This window comes from Phenylobacterium sp. (assembly GCF_030693405.1).
Taxonomy (GTDB): Bacteria; Pseudomonadota; Alphaproteobacteria; order Caulobacterales; family Caulobacteraceae; genus Phenylobacterium.
The window spans coordinates 23312-40708 of the sequence record NZ_JAUYAW010000049.1 but is presented as its reverse complement, the minus strand read 5'-3'; the positions used below and the strand labels follow the sequence as shown (position 1 = coordinate 40708).

At 68.4% G+C, this 17397-nt stretch carries 14 protein-coding genes and 1 tRNA gene; 10 read left to right on the top strand and 5 right to left on the bottom strand.

Annotated features, from left to right (window positions below; all coding sequences use genetic code 11):
* From Q8N19_RS10655 to Q8N19_RS10640, 4 genes are all read right to left on the bottom strand, one after another.
* A partial coding sequence (locus tag Q8N19_RS10655) for a DUF4011 domain-containing protein (protein WP_305590461.1) occupies positions 1–1465 on the bottom strand: 1465 nt, incomplete at its 3' end.
* A 104-nt stretch (positions 1466–1569) separates the two neighbouring features.
* On the bottom strand, positions 1570–2676 hold the full coding sequence (locus Q8N19_RS10650; RefSeq protein WP_305590458.1) for a hypothetical protein: 1107 nt from the start codon (positions 2674–2676) through the stop codon (positions 1570–1572).
* A gap of 221 nt (positions 2677–2897) precedes the next feature.
* Positions 2898–2972, bottom strand: a tRNA-Val gene (locus tag Q8N19_RS10645).
* Positions 2973–2988: 16 nt separating this feature from the next.
* Entirely contained in the window at positions 2989–3711 is a 723-nt protein-coding gene (locus Q8N19_RS10640; protein ID WP_305590456.1) for an HAD-IA family hydrolase, read from the bottom strand.
* A gap of 90 nt (positions 3712–3801) precedes the next feature.
* On the opposite strand from Q8N19_RS10640, the gene glmU reads away from it, so the two are divergent.
* The 6 genes from glmU (at position 3802) to Q8N19_RS10610 (ending at position 11495) form a co-directional block, all read left to right on the top strand.
* On the top strand, positions 3802–5163 hold the full coding sequence (gene glmU, locus Q8N19_RS10635; RefSeq protein ID WP_305590454.1) for a bifunctional UDP-N-acetylglucosamine diphosphorylase/glucosamine-1-phosphate N-acetyltransferase GlmU: 1362 nt from the start codon (positions 3802–3804) through the stop codon (positions 5161–5163).
* Between the two features lie 90 nt (positions 5164–5253).
* The gene (gene rpiA, locus Q8N19_RS10630; RefSeq protein ID WP_305590452.1) at positions 5254–5937 is read left to right on the top strand and encodes a ribose-5-phosphate isomerase RpiA; all 684 of its coding nucleotides are present in this window, start codon (positions 5254–5256) and stop codon (positions 5935–5937) included.
* A gap of 18 nt (positions 5938–5955) precedes the next feature.
* Entirely contained in the window at positions 5956–7341 is a 1386-nt protein-coding gene (gene gor, locus Q8N19_RS10625) for a glutathione-disulfide reductase (RefSeq protein ID WP_305590450.1), read from the top strand.
* Positions 7338–8582, top strand: coding sequence for an O-antigen ligase family protein (locus tag Q8N19_RS10620; RefSeq protein WP_305590448.1), 1245 nt, complete (start codon positions 7338–7340; stop codon positions 8580–8582). Before gor ends, Q8N19_RS10620 begins: the two co-directional genes overlap by 4 nt.
* Before the next feature lie 70 nt (positions 8583–8652).
* On the top strand, positions 8653–10032 hold the full coding sequence (locus tag Q8N19_RS10615; RefSeq protein WP_305590446.1) for a class II 3-deoxy-7-phosphoheptulonate synthase: 1380 nt from the start codon (positions 8653–8655) through the stop codon (positions 10030–10032).
* Positions 10033–10118: 86 nt separating this feature from the next.
* Complete coding sequence (locus tag Q8N19_RS10610) at positions 10119–11495, top strand: MATE family efflux transporter (protein WP_305590444.1); 1377 nt, start codon at positions 10119–10121, stop codon at positions 11493–11495.
* Positions 11496–11524: 29 nt separating this feature from the next.
* On the opposite strand, the gene Q8N19_RS10605 is transcribed toward Q8N19_RS10610, so the two are convergent.
* A complete protein-coding gene (locus Q8N19_RS10605) occupies positions 11525–12421 on the bottom strand; it encodes a cobalamin biosynthesis protein CbiG (protein ID WP_305590442.1) in 897 nt (298 codons plus the stop codon).
* Between the two features lie 130 nt (positions 12422–12551).
* Here Q8N19_RS10605 and Q8N19_RS10600 point away from each other — a divergent pair, with 130 nt between their 5' ends.
* From Q8N19_RS10600 to Q8N19_RS10585, 4 genes are all read left to right on the top strand, one after another.
* Positions 12552–12893 (top strand): copper-binding protein, encoded by a 342-nt coding sequence (locus Q8N19_RS10600; RefSeq protein ID WP_305590440.1) that lies wholly within the window; start codon positions 12552–12554, stop codon positions 12891–12893.
* A gap of 80 nt (positions 12894–12973) precedes the next feature.
* Positions 12974–13897 carry a Gfo/Idh/MocA family protein gene (locus Q8N19_RS10595; RefSeq protein ID WP_305590437.1) on the top strand — a complete coding sequence of 308 codons (924 nt, stop codon included), beginning with the start codon at positions 12974–12976 and terminating at the stop codon, positions 13895–13897.
* Between the two features lie 126 nt (positions 13898–14023).
* Entirely contained in the window at positions 14024–16120 is a 2097-nt protein-coding gene (locus tag Q8N19_RS10590) for a TonB-dependent siderophore receptor (protein ID WP_305590435.1), read from the top strand.
* The gene (locus tag Q8N19_RS10585) at positions 16114–17355 is read left to right on the top strand and encodes a PepSY domain-containing protein (protein WP_305590433.1); all 1242 of its coding nucleotides are present in this window, start codon (positions 16114–16116) and stop codon (positions 17353–17355) included. The genes Q8N19_RS10590 and Q8N19_RS10585 overlap by 7 nt, the downstream gene beginning before the upstream one ends.
* The last annotated feature ends 42 nt before the right edge of the window (positions 17356–17397 follow it).

The window sequence follows — 17397 nt, the reverse complement described above, 5'->3', positions numbered from 1 at the left end:
CGAGACGTTCCGCCCGGGCTCGCGCCGCCTCCAAAGTATCGGCTCCCCAGTCGGCAGCTTCGGGCAGTTCGAACCCCGGGGACGGCGCGCCCTGGCTTTGCAGCAGGCTCATGGCGCCGATCAGGTCGAAGGCCGAAAGCCCGGCGCCGCCCCGCCGGTGGAGGCGGTCCGAATGGGCGCGCAACTGACCTTGGCTCGCCGACAGGAGGTCGAGGATCCCCGTTCCCCCGCCCGCCGGCATGGTCGCGTCCCTGGAGCGCCTGAGCTGGTCCAGAACCTGGGTCTTGGCCGCCTTGCGGCTGTGCAGCTCCAGGCACAGGGGCGCCAGGCCCCGGTCCACCAGCCGCTGATGCACCACCTCCAGGGCGGCCATCTTCTCGGCGACGAATAGGACGCTGCGGCCCCGGTGCACGGCGCCGGCGATGATGTTGGTGATGGTCTGCGACTTGCCGGTCCCGGGCGGGCCCTGAATGACCAGGTTCTTGCCGGCCATGGCCTCCTGAATGGCGATGGCCTGGGAGCTGTCGGCGTCGGTGATGTGGATCAGCTCGGCAAGAGGGAAGGCCTCGTCGATCCGCCCGTCGTCCCCGATCAGCGGCGTGTCCTCCACCTCCTGATCATCGCGCAGCAGGACCTGGCGCAGGATCGGATGTCCTGTGAGCTGGCCTGACCCTGGCCAGTTGGCCGGGTCCAGATCCCGCCAGAGCAGGAACTTGGCGAAGGAGAAAAAGCCCAGCAAGATGTCGTCGCCACGGACCCTCCAGCCGGGCCGTTCACCGATGGCCGCGGCGACCTGGGCGGCGTAGTCGGATGGCGTCCAGTCCTCGTCATCAGGCAGGTCGGGCAGGGCGAGGCCAAAATTGTCCTTCAGCCAGGCCTGCAGACTGACATTGGCGATCAGATCGTCGGGACGAAGCTCCAGCTTGAAACGGTCCTTGGCCCCGTCACGGGCGAGGTCCACCGGCAGTAGGATCAGCGGCGCGTAGCGGGGAGTGTCTGCCGCGCGGGTCTCCCGCCACTCCAGGAAGCCCAGGGCCAGGAACAGCACATTGACCCCCTGTTCCTCCTCCAGGGTCTGGCCTTCATAATAGAGGCTCAGCAGGCGCTTCTGGAGGGCGTCGGCGGTCATGGAGGTGGGCAAGCGACCCTCACGAGAGGGGCGTTCGCCGATGTCGAGCGAAGGCTCTGCAGCTGAGGCCTCAGCGCCGGCGGCGAAGGTCATGACTCGCCCGGCGCTGAGCGTCCGGAACACGTCGTCAGACCGGCGTCCGGAAATCCGCACCTGACGGGCGGTGGCGGAGCCCAGGGGGGTGTTGATCAACCGGTTGCGCAGGGACCGGTCCAGAAGGCGATCGCGCGCGCTTTCCAGGGCCGAGGCGAGGGCCTGATCGGCGTCCTCCCGGTGAGGCGATGGGAGCGGCCGAAGGTCATCGTCGGTCCAGGCCCCGGCCACCTCATCCCCCATCGCGCGCCCCCTCAAGCCAGCCTGCGGCTGCAACTAAGGGCTATAAATCATAAAGTTAGAACATTTTTGATCAGATAACCGCGTCACACTTATCGGAAAATGCTCTAGCGTGGGAAGTGGTAGTGAGGTTCGAAGCTGAGGCTCGCCTCGAAATCGGCCAGGATGTCGAACAAGTCTTCGGTCAAGACCTTGGGGCGGACGTCGGCCGGAAACCTGTATCGCCAGAAGCTGACGATGTGATCGACGCTGCCCAGGCGCTCCCCGAGTTCGTAGAAGAGGCTGGGCGCCTTCATCAGAAACTCTCGGAACGCTGCGGGTTTACCGTTGTGGGTCAGGTCCCGATAGGCCTTGTCATAGACCTTCAGCGTGTTGCGGACCGTGACGACCGCATCGTCGATGGACTGGGCCAGCCGCTCTCTGGCCGCATCCATGTAGATCTTGTCTTCCATGGTCGGCTTGTCGCTGGGCTTGATGCCGGCGATCTCCTCGGAGACCGGGCGCACCTGTGGCAGCAGCTTGTTGAGGGTCCACTTGTAGTAGATGAAGCCCTTCCAGCAGAAGATGCCCTCCTCGAAGGCGGCCTTCTCCATGTTGAGCCCCCGGCGCAGGGGCTCCAGCTCCGCATCCGCGGCGTTGGCCATGATCTTGTGGGCGAGCTTGTCGGTCTTCTCGAACATGCGGACGTCCACATCATCGAAACTCATGCCGACCAGGGGGCGAAGTTCCCGGCGGACGAACTCGAACATCTGGGCGGAATCGGCCTCTGACAGGTTGAAATAGCACCGGTCCGGGGTGAATTCCTCCTGCCGCAACCGCTCCCGCATCAGGAACGGGTCCAGGGAGGGCAGGCCATCGAGGATGTGCAGCAGGGTTTCATCCCGCCGGTCAGCGGTCAGGTCGCCGGTAGCGACCTCCGCCAGCAACGACCGGTAGCCGGTCTGGTAGATGAAGAAGGACCGCGCCCCCACCCGCAGGTCAGAGGGATCGAGGGGCAGGATCACCTTCGTCGCCGTCGTCCGGTAGGAGCCGAGCAGTTCGACCTCGTCGGCCCGCAGGCGGTGTTTCAGGATGATGGCGCGATTGAGCACCGGGCTTCGGAAGAAGGCGTTCTCGATATAGCCAGGCTCGCGTTGGTGCTTGCGCCAGGTCGCGGTCAGATTCAGGGCGCGCGCCGTCGAGGCGCCAGACTGCAGACTAAGCAGACTGCGCACCGACCGGTTTGAGTTCGTTCGCAAGAGGCTCATGAGCCCGGACTGACCACACTGGAGAACTGCAGTTCAGCCATAGGCGCCAGATCATTCGGAGTGGTGAACGCGGCGCAAACCAAAGCGCCGACCCACTCAGTTCGGGTTGGCGGGCGTCCTGGTCTCGGCTTGTCGGCCACAAAGCGGGCCAGCGCCGCGGGGAGAAATCTCTAACCCGCTGAAAGGAATGGTGGATGCGACAGGGATTGAACCTGTGACCCCCTCGGTGTGAACGAGGTGCTCTCCCGCTGAGCTACGCATCCATCGGAAGGGACGGCCCTATAACGTCTCGTTTGGCCGGGGGCAAGCCGCCAGTAGCTGCAAACAGGCGTCGGGCAGGTCGGCGTAGTGGTCGATGAGGATGTCGGCGCCGAGCTCGGCCACCGGAACCTCGGTATAGCCAAAGCTGACCAGCACCAGGGGCACGCCGGCCGCCCGGGCCGCGCCGGCGTCGGGGGCGGCGTCGCCGATCATGACGGCGCGGTCGAGGCGCCCGCCGGCCCGGGCGATGGCGGTCTCCAGGTGACGGCGGTCAGGCTTCTGGGCCGGCGCGGCGTCGGCCCCGACAATGGCTTCGAACAGGGATGACAGGTTCAGGGCGTCCAGCAGGTTGGTGGAGAGGTCGGTGCGCTTGTTGGTGCAGACCACCAGCCGGGCGCCGGCGCCGCGCAGGGTCTCCAGCGTTTCGACCATGCCGGGGAAGGGGACGCTCTCATCGGCGATATGGGCGTTGTAGCGCGCGATGAACCGCTCGAAGAGGCTCCCCATGGCCTCGTCGGCGATGGGATGGCCGGCCTCGGTGAAGCCGCGCTGCAAGAGCCAGCGGGCGCCCTTGCCGATGAAGGGCCGCGCCTCGCCGAGCGGCAGGGGGGCATGGCCCTCCTCCTGCAGGATGACATTCAGCGTGCCGACGAGGTCGGGGGCGGTGTCCACCAGGGTGCCGTCCAGGTCAAAGGCCAGCGTCGCGCCGGCCAGGGCCGTCAGATCGAGGGGGGCGGCCATGACTGTTCGTCTCCTGACGTCGAAACCTGTCGCCGTTTCGGCTAAACGCCCCATGATTGCAACGCCGTCGACTCGCCAAGGACCTGCCCCATGACCTCCAGCGCCAGACCCCGCGCCGCCGTCATCCTCGCCGCGGGCCAGGGCACGCGGATGAAGTCGCCTACGCCCAAGGTGATGCACAAGGTTGGCGGCCGCACCATGCTCGACCGGGCCATCGATGCGGTCCAGGCGGCCGGGTGCGACCGGGTGGTCGTGGTGGTCGGGACCCACAGCCCGGAGGTGCGCGCCGCCGTGGTCGCGCGGCTGGGGGAGGGCGCCGTCGCCGTGCAGGACCCGCCGCTGGGCACCGGCCATGCCGTGCTGGCCGCAGCTGAGGCCCTGGCCGACTTCGACGGCGAGGTGCTGGTGACCAACGCCGACTGTCCGCTTCTGGAGGGCAAGGACTTGGAGCCGCTGTTCGCCCTGCGCGCGCAGGGGGTGGGCCTGGCCTTGCTGGGCTTCGAGCCGGCCGATGCGGCCCTCTATGGCCGGCTGATCCGCGGGGCCGACGGCCACGTCCTGCGCATCGTCGAGGCGCGAGACGCCAGCGAAGAAGAGCGGCACGTCAAGGCCTGCTACTCCGGCATGATGGCGGCCGATCGGGCGCAGCTGCTCGGCTGGCTGGCCCGGGTGGGCAACGCCAACGTCAAGGGCGAGTACTATCTGACCGAGGTGGTGGCCATCGCCGTCTCCGACGAGATCCAGGTGCGCGCCGTCTTCGCCCCCGAGAGCGCGGTGATGGGCGCAGATTCTCAGGCCCAGCTGTCGGCGGCCGAGGCCATCTTTCAGCAGCGGCGACGCCATCATTTCCTGAGCGAGGGGGTGGCTATGCCCGCCCCCGAAACCGTGCACTTTTCCTGGGATACCGAGATTGCGCCCGGGGCCACGGTGGAGCCCTTCGTGGTCTTCGCCCCGGGCGTCCGGGTGGCGGCCGGCGCCGTGATCCGCGCCTTCAGCCACCTGGAGGGCGCCCAGGTCGGCGAGGGGGCTCTGGTCGGACCCTATGCCCGCCTGCGGCCAGGCGCGCAGATCGGCGCGCGGGCCCATATCGGCAATTTCGTCGAGGTGAAGAAGGTCGTGGTCGGCGAGGGCGCCAAGGCCAACCATCTCGCCTATCTGGGAGATGGCACGGTGGGCGCCGGGGCCAATATCGGGGCCGGCACGATCTTCTGTAACTATGACGGCTTCGACAAGTTCGAGACCCATGTGGGGGAGGGCGCCTTCATCGGCTCCAACACCGCCCTCGTGGCGCCCGTGCGCATCGGGGCCGGCGCCTATACGGGCTCAGGTTCGGTGATCACCCGCGATGTCGCCCCTGACGCCCTGGCCCTGGAGCGCGGCGGCCAGACGGAAAAGCCCGGCTGGGCCGCCCGCTTCCGCGCCGCCAAGGCCGCCCGACCGAAAAAGCGCTGATCGGTTAGGGCCCTGGGCGTGGCCTTCCCGGCCCAGGGCGCCTAGAACGGAGCCTTCCGCCGCCCCCGGCGACCGAGACACGGAATCCAGATGGACGCAGACGCCCGGAAGAAGGCCGCCGGCGAGGCCGCCGCAGAGATGGTCGAGGCCGGCATGGTGGTGGGCCTGGGCACCGGCTCGACCGCGGCCTGGTTCGTCAAGGCCCTGGCCGCCCGGCGCTTGGATGTGACCTGTATCTCCACCTCTGTGGCCACGGCCGAACTGGCCGAGAGTCTGGGGCTGAAGCTCACCGAACTTGGCCCCGTGAAGTCCATCGACCTCACCGTGGACGGCGCCGACGAGATCGGCCCAGCCCTTTCCCTGATCAAGGGTGGCGGCGCGGCCCTGCTGCGCGAAAAACTGGTTTGGGAGGCCTCGCGCCGCTGCGTGGTCATCGCTGACGCGGCCAAGCGCGTGCCGATGCTCGGCAAGTTCCCCCTGCCCATCGAGGTGGTCGCCTTCGCCCATGAAACCACCGCCCTGCGCATCTGCGACGCCCTGTCGGAATGCGAGCTCGGCGTCGCCCCGCGCCTGCGGGTGAAGGACGGCGCGCCGGTGCGAACAGACGGGGGCAACCTTATCTATGACGCCGCCTGTGGTCGTATCGAGGACCCCGCGGCCCTGGCCGATGCGCTGAAGAGCGTCACCGGCGTGGTCGATCACGGCCTTTTCCTGGACCTGGCCGATCTGGCCCTGGTGGGGACGCCCCAGGGCGTCGTCACCCTCGAACCCTAGACGTGGAGTGACCTGAGCGTGGCCCAGTACGACTACGACCTGTTCGTCATCGGCGCCGGCTCCGGCGGTGTGCGCGCTGCGAGACTGGCCGCCATGAGCGGCGCCAAGGTGGCCGTCGCCGAGGAGGACCGGGTGGGCGGCACCTGCGTCATCCGCGGCTGTGTGCCCAAGAAGTTCATGGTCTACGCCTCGGAGTATGCCGGACATTTCAAGACCGCTGAGGCCTATGGCTGGAGTTTTGGCGAGGCCCCGCGCTTCGACTGGCCCAGCTTTCTGGCGGAGAAGGACAAGGAGATCGCTCGGCTGTCGGGGATCTATGTCACCAACCTGCAGAACGCCGGCGCTGAGCTGGTCCACGCCAAGGCCCGGCTGGTGGACGCCCACACCGTCGAGCTGGTCGGCAAGGACAAGACGGTCACGGCGGGCAGGATCCTGATCGCCACCGGCGGCCGGCCGTGGGTTCCCAAGGACCTGCCGGGGATCGAGCATGTCATCACCTCAGACGAGGCCTTCCACATCGCCGAGCTGCCCAAGCGGATGGTGATCGCCGGCGGCGGCTATATCGCCGTGGAGTTCGCCTGCATCTTCAAGGGCCTTGGGGTGGATGTGACCCTGGTTCACCGGGGCCCCAACATCCTGCGTGGCTTCGACGACCACGTCCGCGCGCATCTGGCCGAAGAAATGACCCGCAAGGGGATCAATGTCCTGCTCGGCTGCCAGCATGAGCGGGTGGAGAAGACCGAGGACGGGCTGGTCAGCCACCTGTCCAGCGGCGCCGCCATCGAGGCCGATCTCGTCCTCTTCGCCCTGGGCCGCGAGCCCTATGTGGAGGGCCTGGGCCTGGAGGCCGCCGGTGTGGCGGTGAACGACGGGGCCATCGTGGTGGACGACTATTCCCGCACCAATGTGGAGTCCGTCTGGGCGGTGGGCGACGTCACCAACCGCATCAACCTGACCCCGGTGGCGATCCGCGAGGGCGCGGCCTTCGCCCAGACGGAATTCTATGACAACCCGACCACCTTCGACCACGAGATGGTCGCCTCGGCGGTCTTCTCCCAGCCGGCCATCGGCTCGGTGGGCCTGACCGAGGCCGAGGCCCGCCACGTCCACGGTCAGGTGGATGTCTATCTGTCCAGGTTCCGGGCCATGAAGCACACCTTCTCCGGCGGGGAGGAGCGGGCCCTGATCAAGCTGGTGGTGGACGCCAAGAGCCAGAAGCTGCTCGGCTGCCATGTGGTTGCGCCGGATGGTCCGGAGATTATCCAGATGGCCGCCATCGCCCTGAAGATGGGCGTGACCAAGGCCCAGTGGGACTCCACCTGCGCGGTGCATCCCACCCTGGCCGAAGAGCTGGTGACCATGCGCGAGAAGTATATGCCGCAGGATCTGGGCCCGGTGGCGTGACGACGACGTCTTTCATCGGTGGTGCGGGCTTCGCCCGCTGGTGCGCCTGGGTGCTGATCTTCGGCGCGGGCCTGGCGGGTCCCCTGGGGTGGGTGGGGCCGCTGGCCTTCGCCGTTCTGCTGAGCATCGTCGGTCTGCTGACCCTGCCTGGATTGGAAGTGCGCGAGGCTGACCGCCCGGCCGCGCTCGCCCTCCTTGTCCTGGTGATCTGGGCGGCGGGCTCGATGCTGTGGAGTCCCTATGAGCCCGAGGCGCTCTGGAGCTCCAATGCGGTGAAGCTGGCCTGCCAGGCGGTCCTCTACTGGGCGGCCTTTAGTGCTGTGCGCCGGGCCGAGGCTCAGGGCCTTCGCCTGGCCATGGTTGTCTTCATGTGGGGCATGTCCGGCCTTTCGGTGATGCTCATCATCGAGGCGGTGACCGGCGCCGCCGTCTATCAGGCGCTGCGGCAGGCGATCGGCGATCCGATCCGCCCAGACCTTGCCGTGCGCAATGTCGCTCAAGGGGTGTTCGTTCTGGCGGTGCTCTGGGGGCCTGCGGCACTGGCCGCCCTCCGGCTCGGCTGGTGGCAGCTGGCGGTGCTGATGGCCGCTGGCGTCGTGGCCGGCGGCGTCGGTCTGAACGCCGACGCCCCCCTGATCGCCCTGGCCGGCGCCAGTCTGGCGGGCGCGGCCGTCTATCGCTGGCCGGTGATCGCGCCTCGGGTGCTCGGCGCCGGCGCCGGCTTCTTCTTCCTCGCCACGCCGCTGATCCTCTGGACGCTGCGGGCGCAGGGGATCTATGGGGCGCTGCAGGACAGGGTCAGCCTCTCCTGGAGCATGCGCATGGACTACTGGAGCTATGCGGTCGACTGGATCAGCGACAAGCCCCTCAAGGGCTGGGGCCTGGACGCCAGCCGCATGTTCGGTCCCGGCATCCGCCTCCATCCGCACGACGCCGCCCTGCAGGTTTGGCTGGAGCTGGGGGTGATCGGCGCCGCCGCCGCCACCGTGTTCTGGGTCACCATCTTTCATCGCCAGGAACGCAGTCATCCTGACCTGGGCGCGGCGGCCGGCGCGGCGGCGGCTGTGAGCTATCTCACCTTCGCGGCGGTCAGCTTCGGGGTCTGGCAGGAGTGGTGGCTGGCGCTCGGGGCCCTGGCCGTGGTCTCGGCCGCCGCCGCCCAACGTCTGCCCGTCGCCGCACGCTTGGCCAAGCCCGCCAGCGCGCGCAGAGCATCGACCTATCCCCCCATATCGGAGTAGAAGGCCCCACTTTCGTCTCAGGGTCATTGCAAGGCCCCACAGCCTCGGGACGACGCGGAGCTTCAGAGTGATGAGCGACAACTGGAAACCGGCCTCCTGGCGCGCCAAGACCGCCAAGCACATTCCGGACGATTATCCGGACGCCGCCGCCCTGGAGCGTGTGGAGCAGACCCTGCGCGGCATGCCGCCCCTGGTGTTCGCCGGTGAGGCGCGGCGGCTGAAGTCCCTGCTGGGGGACGTGGCCGAGGGCCGGGCCTTCCTGTTGCAGGGCGGTGACTGCGCCGAGAGCTTCAAGGAGTTCCACGCCGACAACATCCGCGACACCTTCCGCCTGATCCTGCAGATGGCGGTGGTCCTGACCTTCGCCGGCGGCAAGCCGGTGGTGAAGGTCGGGCGCATGGCCGGCCAGTTCGCCAAGCCGCGCTCCTCAGCCGTAGAGAAGATCGGCGACGTAGAGCTGCCGTCCTATCGCGGCGACAACATCAACGGCATGGAGTTCACGCCCGAGGCCCGCGCGCCGGACCCGGAACGCCTGCTCAAGGCCTACGCCCAGTCGTCCTCGACGCTCAACCTGCTGCGGGCCTTCGCCGGCGGCGGCTATGCCGACCTCTACAATATCCACCGCTGGACGCTCGGCTTCGTCAATGACAGCCCGCAGGGCGCCCGTTACCGCGAGCTGTCGGAGAAGATCAGCGAAGCCCTGACCTTCATGGCCGCCATCGGGGTCACCCCCGACAGCCATCCCGACCTGCACCGAGTGGAGTTCTTCACCTGCCACGAGGCCCTGCTGCTGGGCTTCGAAGAGGCGATGACCCGCGTCGATTCCACCTCGGGCGACTGGTACGACACCTCGGCCCACCTGCTGTGGATCGGCGAGCGCACCCGCCAGCTGGACGGCGCCCATGTGGAGTTCTGCCGTGGCGTGAAGAACCCCGTCGGCGTGAAGGTCGGCCCGACCCTGGAGCCGGATGAACTGCTGCGCCTGATCGATGCGCTGAGCCCGGCGAACGAGGCCGGCCGCCTGACCCTCTATGGGCGTTTTGGTCACGACAAGATCGCCGACCGCCTGCCGCGCCTGATGCAGGCCACCAAGGCCGGCGGCCGCAATGTGGTCTGGGCCATCGACCCGATGCACGGCAACACCCTGACCGCGGCCAACGGCTACAAGACCCGGCCCTTCGACCGCATCCTGTCGGAGGTGAAGTCCTTCGTGGAGATCGCCAAGGCCGAGGGCGTGCACCCCGGCGGCGTGCATCTGGAGATGACCGGCCAGAACGTCACCGAATGCCTGGGCGGCGCCCGGGCCCTGACTGAAGGCGACCTGGCTGACCGCTACCATACCCACTGCGACCCGCGGTTGAACGGCGAGCAGGCCCTGGAACTGGCCTTCCTGGTGGCTGAAAAGCTCAAGGAAGACCGGATCGACATGGCCCGCCGCGTCGCGGTCTAGCGTCCTTGGTCCGTCAGGTCAGGCCTGGCGGGCGAACCTCTCCCGGCGACGGACCTTGTCCGCGCCGCTGTCTGGCTGGTGATCCCATGACCCGCCCTGTAAGCCCGGAGTCCTCCCCGACGCCCGGGCGACATCTGCTGGTCCGTCAGGACCTGCGGCGACTGCTAAGGCTGTCGGGGCCGGTGGTGCTCGCGCGCCTGGGCATCATGACCATGGGTCTGATGGACGCCATCGTCGTGGGGCGCTATTCGGCCGTCGAGCTGGGCTTCCACGCCATGGCCTGGGCGCCGACCTCGGTCATCCTGACCATGGCCATCGGCCTGCTGACCGGGGTGCAGGTGATGACCGCCCGCGCCGTGGGCGAGGGGCGCCGGCATGAGAGCGGCGCGGTGCTCCGTCGCGGCCTGGTCTATGGCTCCTGGATCGGCCTCGCCTCCATGCTGGTCCTCATCGCCGTCGCGCCCTGGGGCCTGTCGCGGATCGGGCTGGAGCCCAGCCTGGCGGCGGGGTCCGTCGGCCCGGTGATCATCTTCGCCCTCTCCCTGCCGACCTATGTCGTGGCGTGCGCCGCCAGTTTCTGGCTGGAGGGGCTGTCGCGGCCAGGGCCGGCCATGATCATCATGTGGCTCGCCAATGTGGTGAACTTGCTGTTCCTGCTGCTGCTGGTCCCGGGGCTGTTCGGCCTGCCGGCCCTGGGCGCGGTGGGCGCCGCCTGGGCCACCTTCGCCGCCCGGGCCTTCCTGGTGGCGGGCCTGCTCGTCTACATCGCCCGCATGGCCGAGGCCCGCGAGCTGGGGGTGTTCGCCAAGCCGGCCCGCGACCGTCTGGCCGAGGCCGAGCAGCGCAAGATCGGCTATGGCGCCGGCGCCTCGAACTTCTTCGAGGTGGCGGCCTTCGCCTCGCTCAATGTGGTGGCCGGCTGGATCGGAACCCTGGCCCTGGCGGCCTGGACCGTGGTGCTCAACGTCATCTCCATGGTCTTCATGGCGCCCCTGGGCCTGGCCGCAGCGACCGCCGTTCTGGTCAGCAGCGCCTATGGCGGTCGCGACCGGGCCGGCGTCATCCGCGCCGCCATGGTCGGGTTCGGCGTCACAGCCGTCTTCGGGGTCGTCGTGTCCTTCATCATCTGGCCCGCCGCGCCCTGGATCGCCGCGGCCTACACCACCGATCCGCAGGTGATCGCCGTGGCCGCCGCGGCCCTGGCCCTGTCATGCCTGTTCCTGCTGGCCGACGGCCTGCAGGTGGTCATCGCCCAGGCCCTGCGGGCCCGGGGCGACGTGTGGATGCCGACCATCACCCACCTGACCAGCTATGTGGTGATCATGATGCCGCTCGCCTGGTGGCTCGCCCTGCCCATGGGGATGGGCGTCACCGGCCTCGTCTGGGCGGTGATCCTGGCCAGCCTGGTCTCAGTGGGCCTGCTCTCGGCGCGCTTCTGGCGGCTGTCGCTGCATCCGCTCTAGGCAGGCTGACGAGGAGGCGGGCCGGCGGCTCAGGCGCCGAGGATCCAGCCTTCTTCCCGCTCGGCCTCGGCCAGGGCGGCCTCGTCCAGGCCCTTGGGCGCGGCGAACAGCTCGGCGAGCTTTCCAGCCTCGTCCAGCTTGGCGAAATGCTCGGCGGTCTCGCGGACCTGGACCAGATCCTTCACCTCGCCAGGCTGCGCCTTGATCTTCAGGAGCGAGGGATAGACCTCGGCCACCACCACTTCGACGCCGTCCAGATCGGCGGGCTTCAGGGCCCCAAAACCCGTCTCCAGCGGCCAGACGCGCAGGGCCTCGCCCCGGGCGGTCTTCAGGCGCTTCACCGCCGGAATGCCCAGCAGGGCCTGACCGCCGACCGAGCCGTTGTAATAGAGTTTCCAGATCGAGGCCGCGCCCTTGGCCGCCTCGTCGGCGCGGCGGAATTCCGGCAGGTCGTCAGGGCCGTGCGCCCGCGTGCGCTTGGGCTGCAGGGTGGTCAGAGCGTCCTTGGGCGGGCAGCCCCAGAAAGGGAAGGGGCCGCCGGTCAGCCGCCGGTTCAGCTCCGAACCGACGCCGAAACGATTGTTGGTGTTGTCGGCCTTGTCCTTGACCATCTTGTCGATCTGATCCCAGACCGCCCGCCAGGGGGGATCGCCCGTCAGGTTGAGGCCTGCCGCGAACCCCCGGGGGAAACCCAGGGGAAAGTCGAAGCCCAGCAAGGCCCGCTCCCCGCGCTTTTTCAGGTCGTCGAGGATCACGCCCAGCAGCTTCTCGGCCTCACCGCGGGTGGCGGGATTATGGGACTCAAAGGACATGCGGAATCGCACGTCGCGCTTCAGCACCCCGATCCAGACGGAGTCCGTCCCCGTGCCCGGCTTGGCCGCCGCGCTCCAGTCAACAATCAGGTAGGCGCTGAAGAGGCGCGACACGGCAAGGCTCCGGACGGAAGGGGGAGAAGCGTCGTTTGTAACCCCTCCGCCGGGCGCGGCCAATGGCATGTCGTTCACAAGACACACAAGATGGCTATGGTGCGCTTTCGTTCGTCCCCGGAGATTCCCGATGAGAGCTGTCCTGTTCGTCGCCGCCCTGGCCTCCACCCTGGCGCTTGCCGCCTGTGGACAATCGTCCGAAACCTCGGGCGCGAGCGCGGACGCCAGCGCGGTGGAAGCGGTTCCCACTGGCCCTGAGCTGAGCGGCGTCGGCGTGATCGCCAGCCTTGATGGCCGCACCCTGGCCATCGACCACGAGGGTGTGGAGGGCGGTCAAGCCGCCGGGCGTCAGGAGTTCCGCGCCTATGCCACCGTCCTGGCCGAGGCCCCGCTGGAGCCGGGCTCGCGGGTCAGCTTCAAGTATCAGGACGCCGAGCCCATGCCGGTGCTGACCGAGCTCACCGCCCGCTAGATCGACGGTCGCCTCCGACCTGGGATGGTGGCGCACGCCTGGCGGATCATGCTAGGCGGCCCCCGGCCCATGGAGGTGATATGAGCGAGTCCCTGCGAGGCGGCGTCATCGGCGCCGGCGTCTTCGGCGCCTATCACGCGCGACAGTATGCGCGACTGCCGGGCGTCGATCTGGCGGCGGTCTATGACCCCCATCCTGAACGGGCGGCGGCGCTGGCTATGCCGCTCGGCGGCCGGGCGTTCGCCTCCCTGGAAGAGTTTCTTGAGGCGGTCGATGTGGTGACCGTCGCCTCGCCTGCCGCCTGGCACGCCGAGCAGGCCCTGGCGGCGGTGAAGGCGGGCAAACCCGTCTATATCGAAAAGCCGATCGCGACAGACGTCGCCAAGGCCGACGCGGTGGCCCAGGAGGCCGCGCGGCGAAACCTGGTGGTCGCCTGCGGTCATCAGGAGCGGGTCCTGTTCCAGGTCATGGGTTTGTTCGACATTCCCGCCCAGCCCCTCCGGCTGGAGGCTCTGAGGCACGGCACGGCCTCGGACCGCGGCCTGGATGTGTCCGTGGTGCTCGACCTGATGATCCATGACCTGGATCTGGCGCTGGCCCTGTCGAAGGCTGATCCCGTGACCGCCGAGGGGGAGGGGGCGATCCTGCGCTCGGAGTCCTGGGACGTAGCCCGCAGCGAGGTGACCTTCGACGACGGCTTCACCGCCCTGTTCGACGTCTCCCGGGTCGCCGAGGCGCGGCGGCGGACCATGAAGCTCGTCTATCCCACAGGCGAGCTGGAGATCGACTTCCTGACCCGCGAGTTCCGCAATACCACCGGCTTTACGCTCAACGCCGACTTCGCCGAAACGCCGGCGGCCAAGGACACCCTGGGCGCCAGCATCGAGGCCTTCCTGGCCGCCGTGCGCGGCGAGGCGCCACGGCCTATCGTCACCGCCGCTGAGGCGATCGCCGCCCTCGACCTAGCTCTGGCCGTCGAGCAGGGGCTCGACGCCGTGGCCTGAGGCCGCCGCCCCGATTGCGTTAAAAATGCGACGCGGTCGCAACAATTGACTTGCCAATCCCCTCAGTCCTGAGGCAGCAATGCGACTGCGAAGCGGTCGCATAATGCGGCCGTTATGGGGGATATGATGCGGCACATTTTGATGATCTCGGCGGCCCTGACCGCCCTGGCTTCGGGCGCTCAGGCTCAGGACGCCGAGGTGCGCGAAGTGGTCGTCACCGGCCGCGCCCAACAGCTCTACCGCACCCAGGAGGCGCAGGCCGGCCGCCTGCCGACGCCGCCGCTGGACTCCAGCCAGGCGATCCAGGTGATCAACGCCGAGCTCATCGCCGACCAGGGCGCCCGCGACGCCCAGGACCTCTATCGCAGCATTTCGGGCGTCAGCTTCTTCTCCTATGCCGGGGTCACGGCCCGCGGGTTCCGTCAGGAGGAGATCTTCTTCGATGGCCTGCGCGGCGACCCCTATGCCGGATTTTCGGTGCCCCAGCTGTTCAATGTGGAGCGGGTGGAGTTCCTCAAAGGGCCGGCCGGCATGCTCTATGGCCCGGGCGCGCCGGGCGGTCTGTTCAACTATGTGACCAAGAAGCCCGATGAGGCGTTCTCCGCCCGCGTCGCCGCGGTGGTGGGGACTGAGGCGCGCTACGGCGCTTCGGCCGAGGTCACCGGCGCCTTGCCGGTGGAGGGCGTCTCGGGGCGCCTGGGCGCCTTCTACGAGGAACAGAACACCCCGCGGGTGAACGCCCGCTCGGAAATCCTCATTCTGGACGGCGGCCTGAAGATCGAGCTTCCGCTCGGCGAGCTGAACCTCCAGGCGACCCACTATGACCAGAACCTGCCCGGCAACCGCCTTCGGGGCGTACCGACCAACAATCTGGGGGAGTTCCTCACCGACCGGCGCTGGAACCACAACGAGCCGGGCGATTTCCTGCGGCTGGAAGCCAGTGTGGTTCAGGCCAGCTGGGCGGCGCAAGTCGGCGACTCCCTGACCCTGAATGCGGCGGTCCGTTACACCGAAGGACTGGAGACCCAGAAATACCATGAGCCGTTCGGCCTGCGGGACACCAACGGCGATGGCGTCTTCGACACCTCCCTGCGGCAGTACCGCGACCAGATCCGCGACCAGTCCAACTGGTCGGCCGGCGCCAATCTGATCTGGGCCTTCGACCTGGCGGGGGTGGAGAGCCGCCTGCTGGCCGGCGCGGACTGGTTCACCAATGAGCTCGCCTTCGAAAGCCGCGGCGTCAACGGAACCCTGGCGGTCAGCCCAACCGCGCCGACGCCGCTGAGCCTCTTCAACCCTGTCTACGGGGTGACCCCCATCAGCAGCTATCGGCTTCCGGCCTACACCCTCTCGCTGACCGAGTCGGATCGGGCGGGCGGCTACCTGCTCTATGAGGCGACGGTCGGAAACCTGATCGGGACCGTGGGCGCCCGCTATGACAGCTTCAAGGACGTATCGGGCGCGGCGTCCTTCGAGGATGACGCCCTGACCTGGCGCGCGGGCCTCGTCTACCGCGTACGGCCCGATGTCTCGATCTATGGCCAGTGGGCGCAGAGCTTCGAGCCCCAGGGCGCCAGCAGCCAGACGCCCCTGGCTGGCGGTCCCTTCGCCCCCACCGAGGGCGAGATGTTCGAGGCGGGCCTGAAGAGCGAGCTGATGGGCGGTCGGCTGCAGGGCTCGGCGGCGGTCTATCACATCACCAGGACCAACATCCTCCAGGCCGATCCCCGCGGGGATGTGGGGGGCGACGGGACCAACGACCTGCTGGCCTTCGGCGAAATCACCAGCAAGGGGGCGGAGTTCGATCTGGCCGCCGACATCACCGCCGACTGGGTGCTGACGGCCTCCTACGCCTACAACGACACCCGCATCACTGCTGACAATGGGCGCACCGCCATCACCAACAGCGTCGGCGACCGTTTCGCCAACGCCCCGGAGCACACGGTCGGCTTCTGGACGCGCTACCAGTTCCCGGACCTGGGCCTCGCCGTGGCCCTGGGCGGCGACTATGTGGATGTCCGCCGCTCCATGTCCGACCAGAAGGTGCGGCCCTATCTCGTCTTCGACGCCTCGATCATCTACACCCGCGGCCCCTGGCGGGCCCTGGTCCGGATCGACAATCTGACCGACGAGGTCTACGCCGCCTCGGGCTTCATCGACCGCACCGGCCACTTCCCGGGCGATCCCAGGTCGGTCTTCCTTGAACTCTCCCGGCGATGGTAGCCCTGGACGCTGAGGGGAAGGGGCTGGGCCGGGCCAAGCCCCGGAAGAAGGCGGCTCGGCTCTGGTGGGAGGTCCACCAGTGGGCCGGGCTCAAATTCTCGATCCTGCTGAGCTTCATTCTGCTCACCGGTACCCTTGCCACCCTGAGCCATGAGATCGATTGGCTGCTGCGGCCGGCCATGCGGGTCGATCCCGCCACGGTCGGCGCTGAGGTGAACTGGGCGGCCGTCGCCAGGACGGCGGCGACCGAGGCCGGGGCGGGGCGGGTCATCAGCCTGGAAGGCCCGGTGGACCCCTGGTTCGCCGCCGCCGCCATCCTGGAGGCGCCCGACGGGGGCCTGTCCTTCGTCTACGCCCATCCAGCGACCGGCGAGTTCCAGGGAACCGGACACTGGGTCAGCGCCCAGCGCATCCTGCGCAACATGCATCGTCACCTGATGATGCCGATCCCCATCGGCGTGCCCATCGTGACGTCCCTATCGTTTCTGCTGGCGGTCAGCCTCGTCACCTCCTTCGTGGTCTACAAGAAATGGTGGCGAGGTTTTCTGAGGCCCATACGCCTCAACGACCTCCGCACAGCCCTGGGCGACTTCCACCGCCTGGCCGGCTTGTGGAGCCTCTGGTTCGTGCTCCTGATGATCCTGACCGGCCTCTGGTACATGGCCGAGGAGATGGCCTTTCCTGCGCCGCCCGCACCGTCGGCCAAGGTCGAGCCGGCCTCCGGGAGCGTCCTGGCCCTCGCTGAGCGCCTGGGGGATACGGTGGCGGCGGCGAAGGCCGCCAATCCGGACCTGCGCCTCGAACGCATCCTGTTTCCGACCGAAAAGTCCGGCGCCTTCGTCCTGCACGGTCAGGACGACGCGATCCTGGTGAGGTCTCGGGCCAACGCCATCTGGACCGAGGCGGAGACCGGCCAGGTCCTGCTGGTCAATGATGGTCGCGACCTGAACCTGCATCAGCGGATCTCGGAGGCCGCCGACCCGCTGCATTTCGGGACCTGGGGTGGGCTCGCCACCAAGCTCATCTGGTTCGTCTTTGGCCTGGCGCTCACCGGCCTGTCGGTTTCCGGCGTGGCCATCTACGCCCTGCGTCTGATGCGCGCCGAGCGGCGGGCGGCCGGATGGGGACCAGCCCTGGCGGTCAGCTGGCGCGGCATGGGGGTCTGGCGCTGGCCCGCGGTCATCCTGGTCGTCATCGGCTTTCTGCTCATCCCGACCGTGTTTCTGCAAGGCTAGGGTTTCAGGCCCGCCGCCCCGCCCCTAGCTTGCAGAAACAGC

Coding starts and splice junctions, on each gene's coding strand:
- Q8N19_RS10640 (WP_305590456.1), bottom strand. CDS start 3,711: ATGGCCGCCCCCCTCGATCTGACGGCCCTGGCCGGCGCGACGCTGGCC.
- glmU (WP_305590454.1), top strand. CDS start 3,802: ATGACCTCCAGCGCCAGACCCCGCGCCGCCGTCATCCTCGCCGCGGGC.
- rpiA (WP_305590452.1), top strand. CDS start 5,254: ATGGACGCAGACGCCCGGAAGAAGGCCGCCGGCGAGGCCGCCGCAGAG.
- Q8N19_RS10615 (WP_305590446.1), top strand. CDS start 8,653: ATGAGCGACAACTGGAAACCGGCCTCCTGGCGCGCCAAGACCGCCAAG.
- Q8N19_RS10610 (WP_305590444.1), top strand. CDS start 10,119: ATGACCCGCCCTGTAAGCCCGGAGTCCTCCCCGACGCCCGGGCGACAT.
- Q8N19_RS10600 (WP_305590440.1), top strand. CDS start 12,552: ATGAGAGCTGTCCTGTTCGTCGCCGCCCTGGCCTCCACCCTGGCGCTT.
- Q8N19_RS10595 (WP_305590437.1), top strand. CDS start 12,974: ATGAGCGAGTCCCTGCGAGGCGGCGTCATCGGCGCCGGCGTCTTCGGC.
- Q8N19_RS10590 (WP_305590435.1), top strand. CDS start 14,024: ATGCGGCACATTTTGATGATCTCGGCGGCCCTGACCGCCCTGGCTTCG.
- Q8N19_RS10585 (WP_305590433.1), top strand. CDS start 16,114: ATGGTAGCCCTGGACGCTGAGGGGAAGGGGCTGGGCCGGGCCAAGCCC.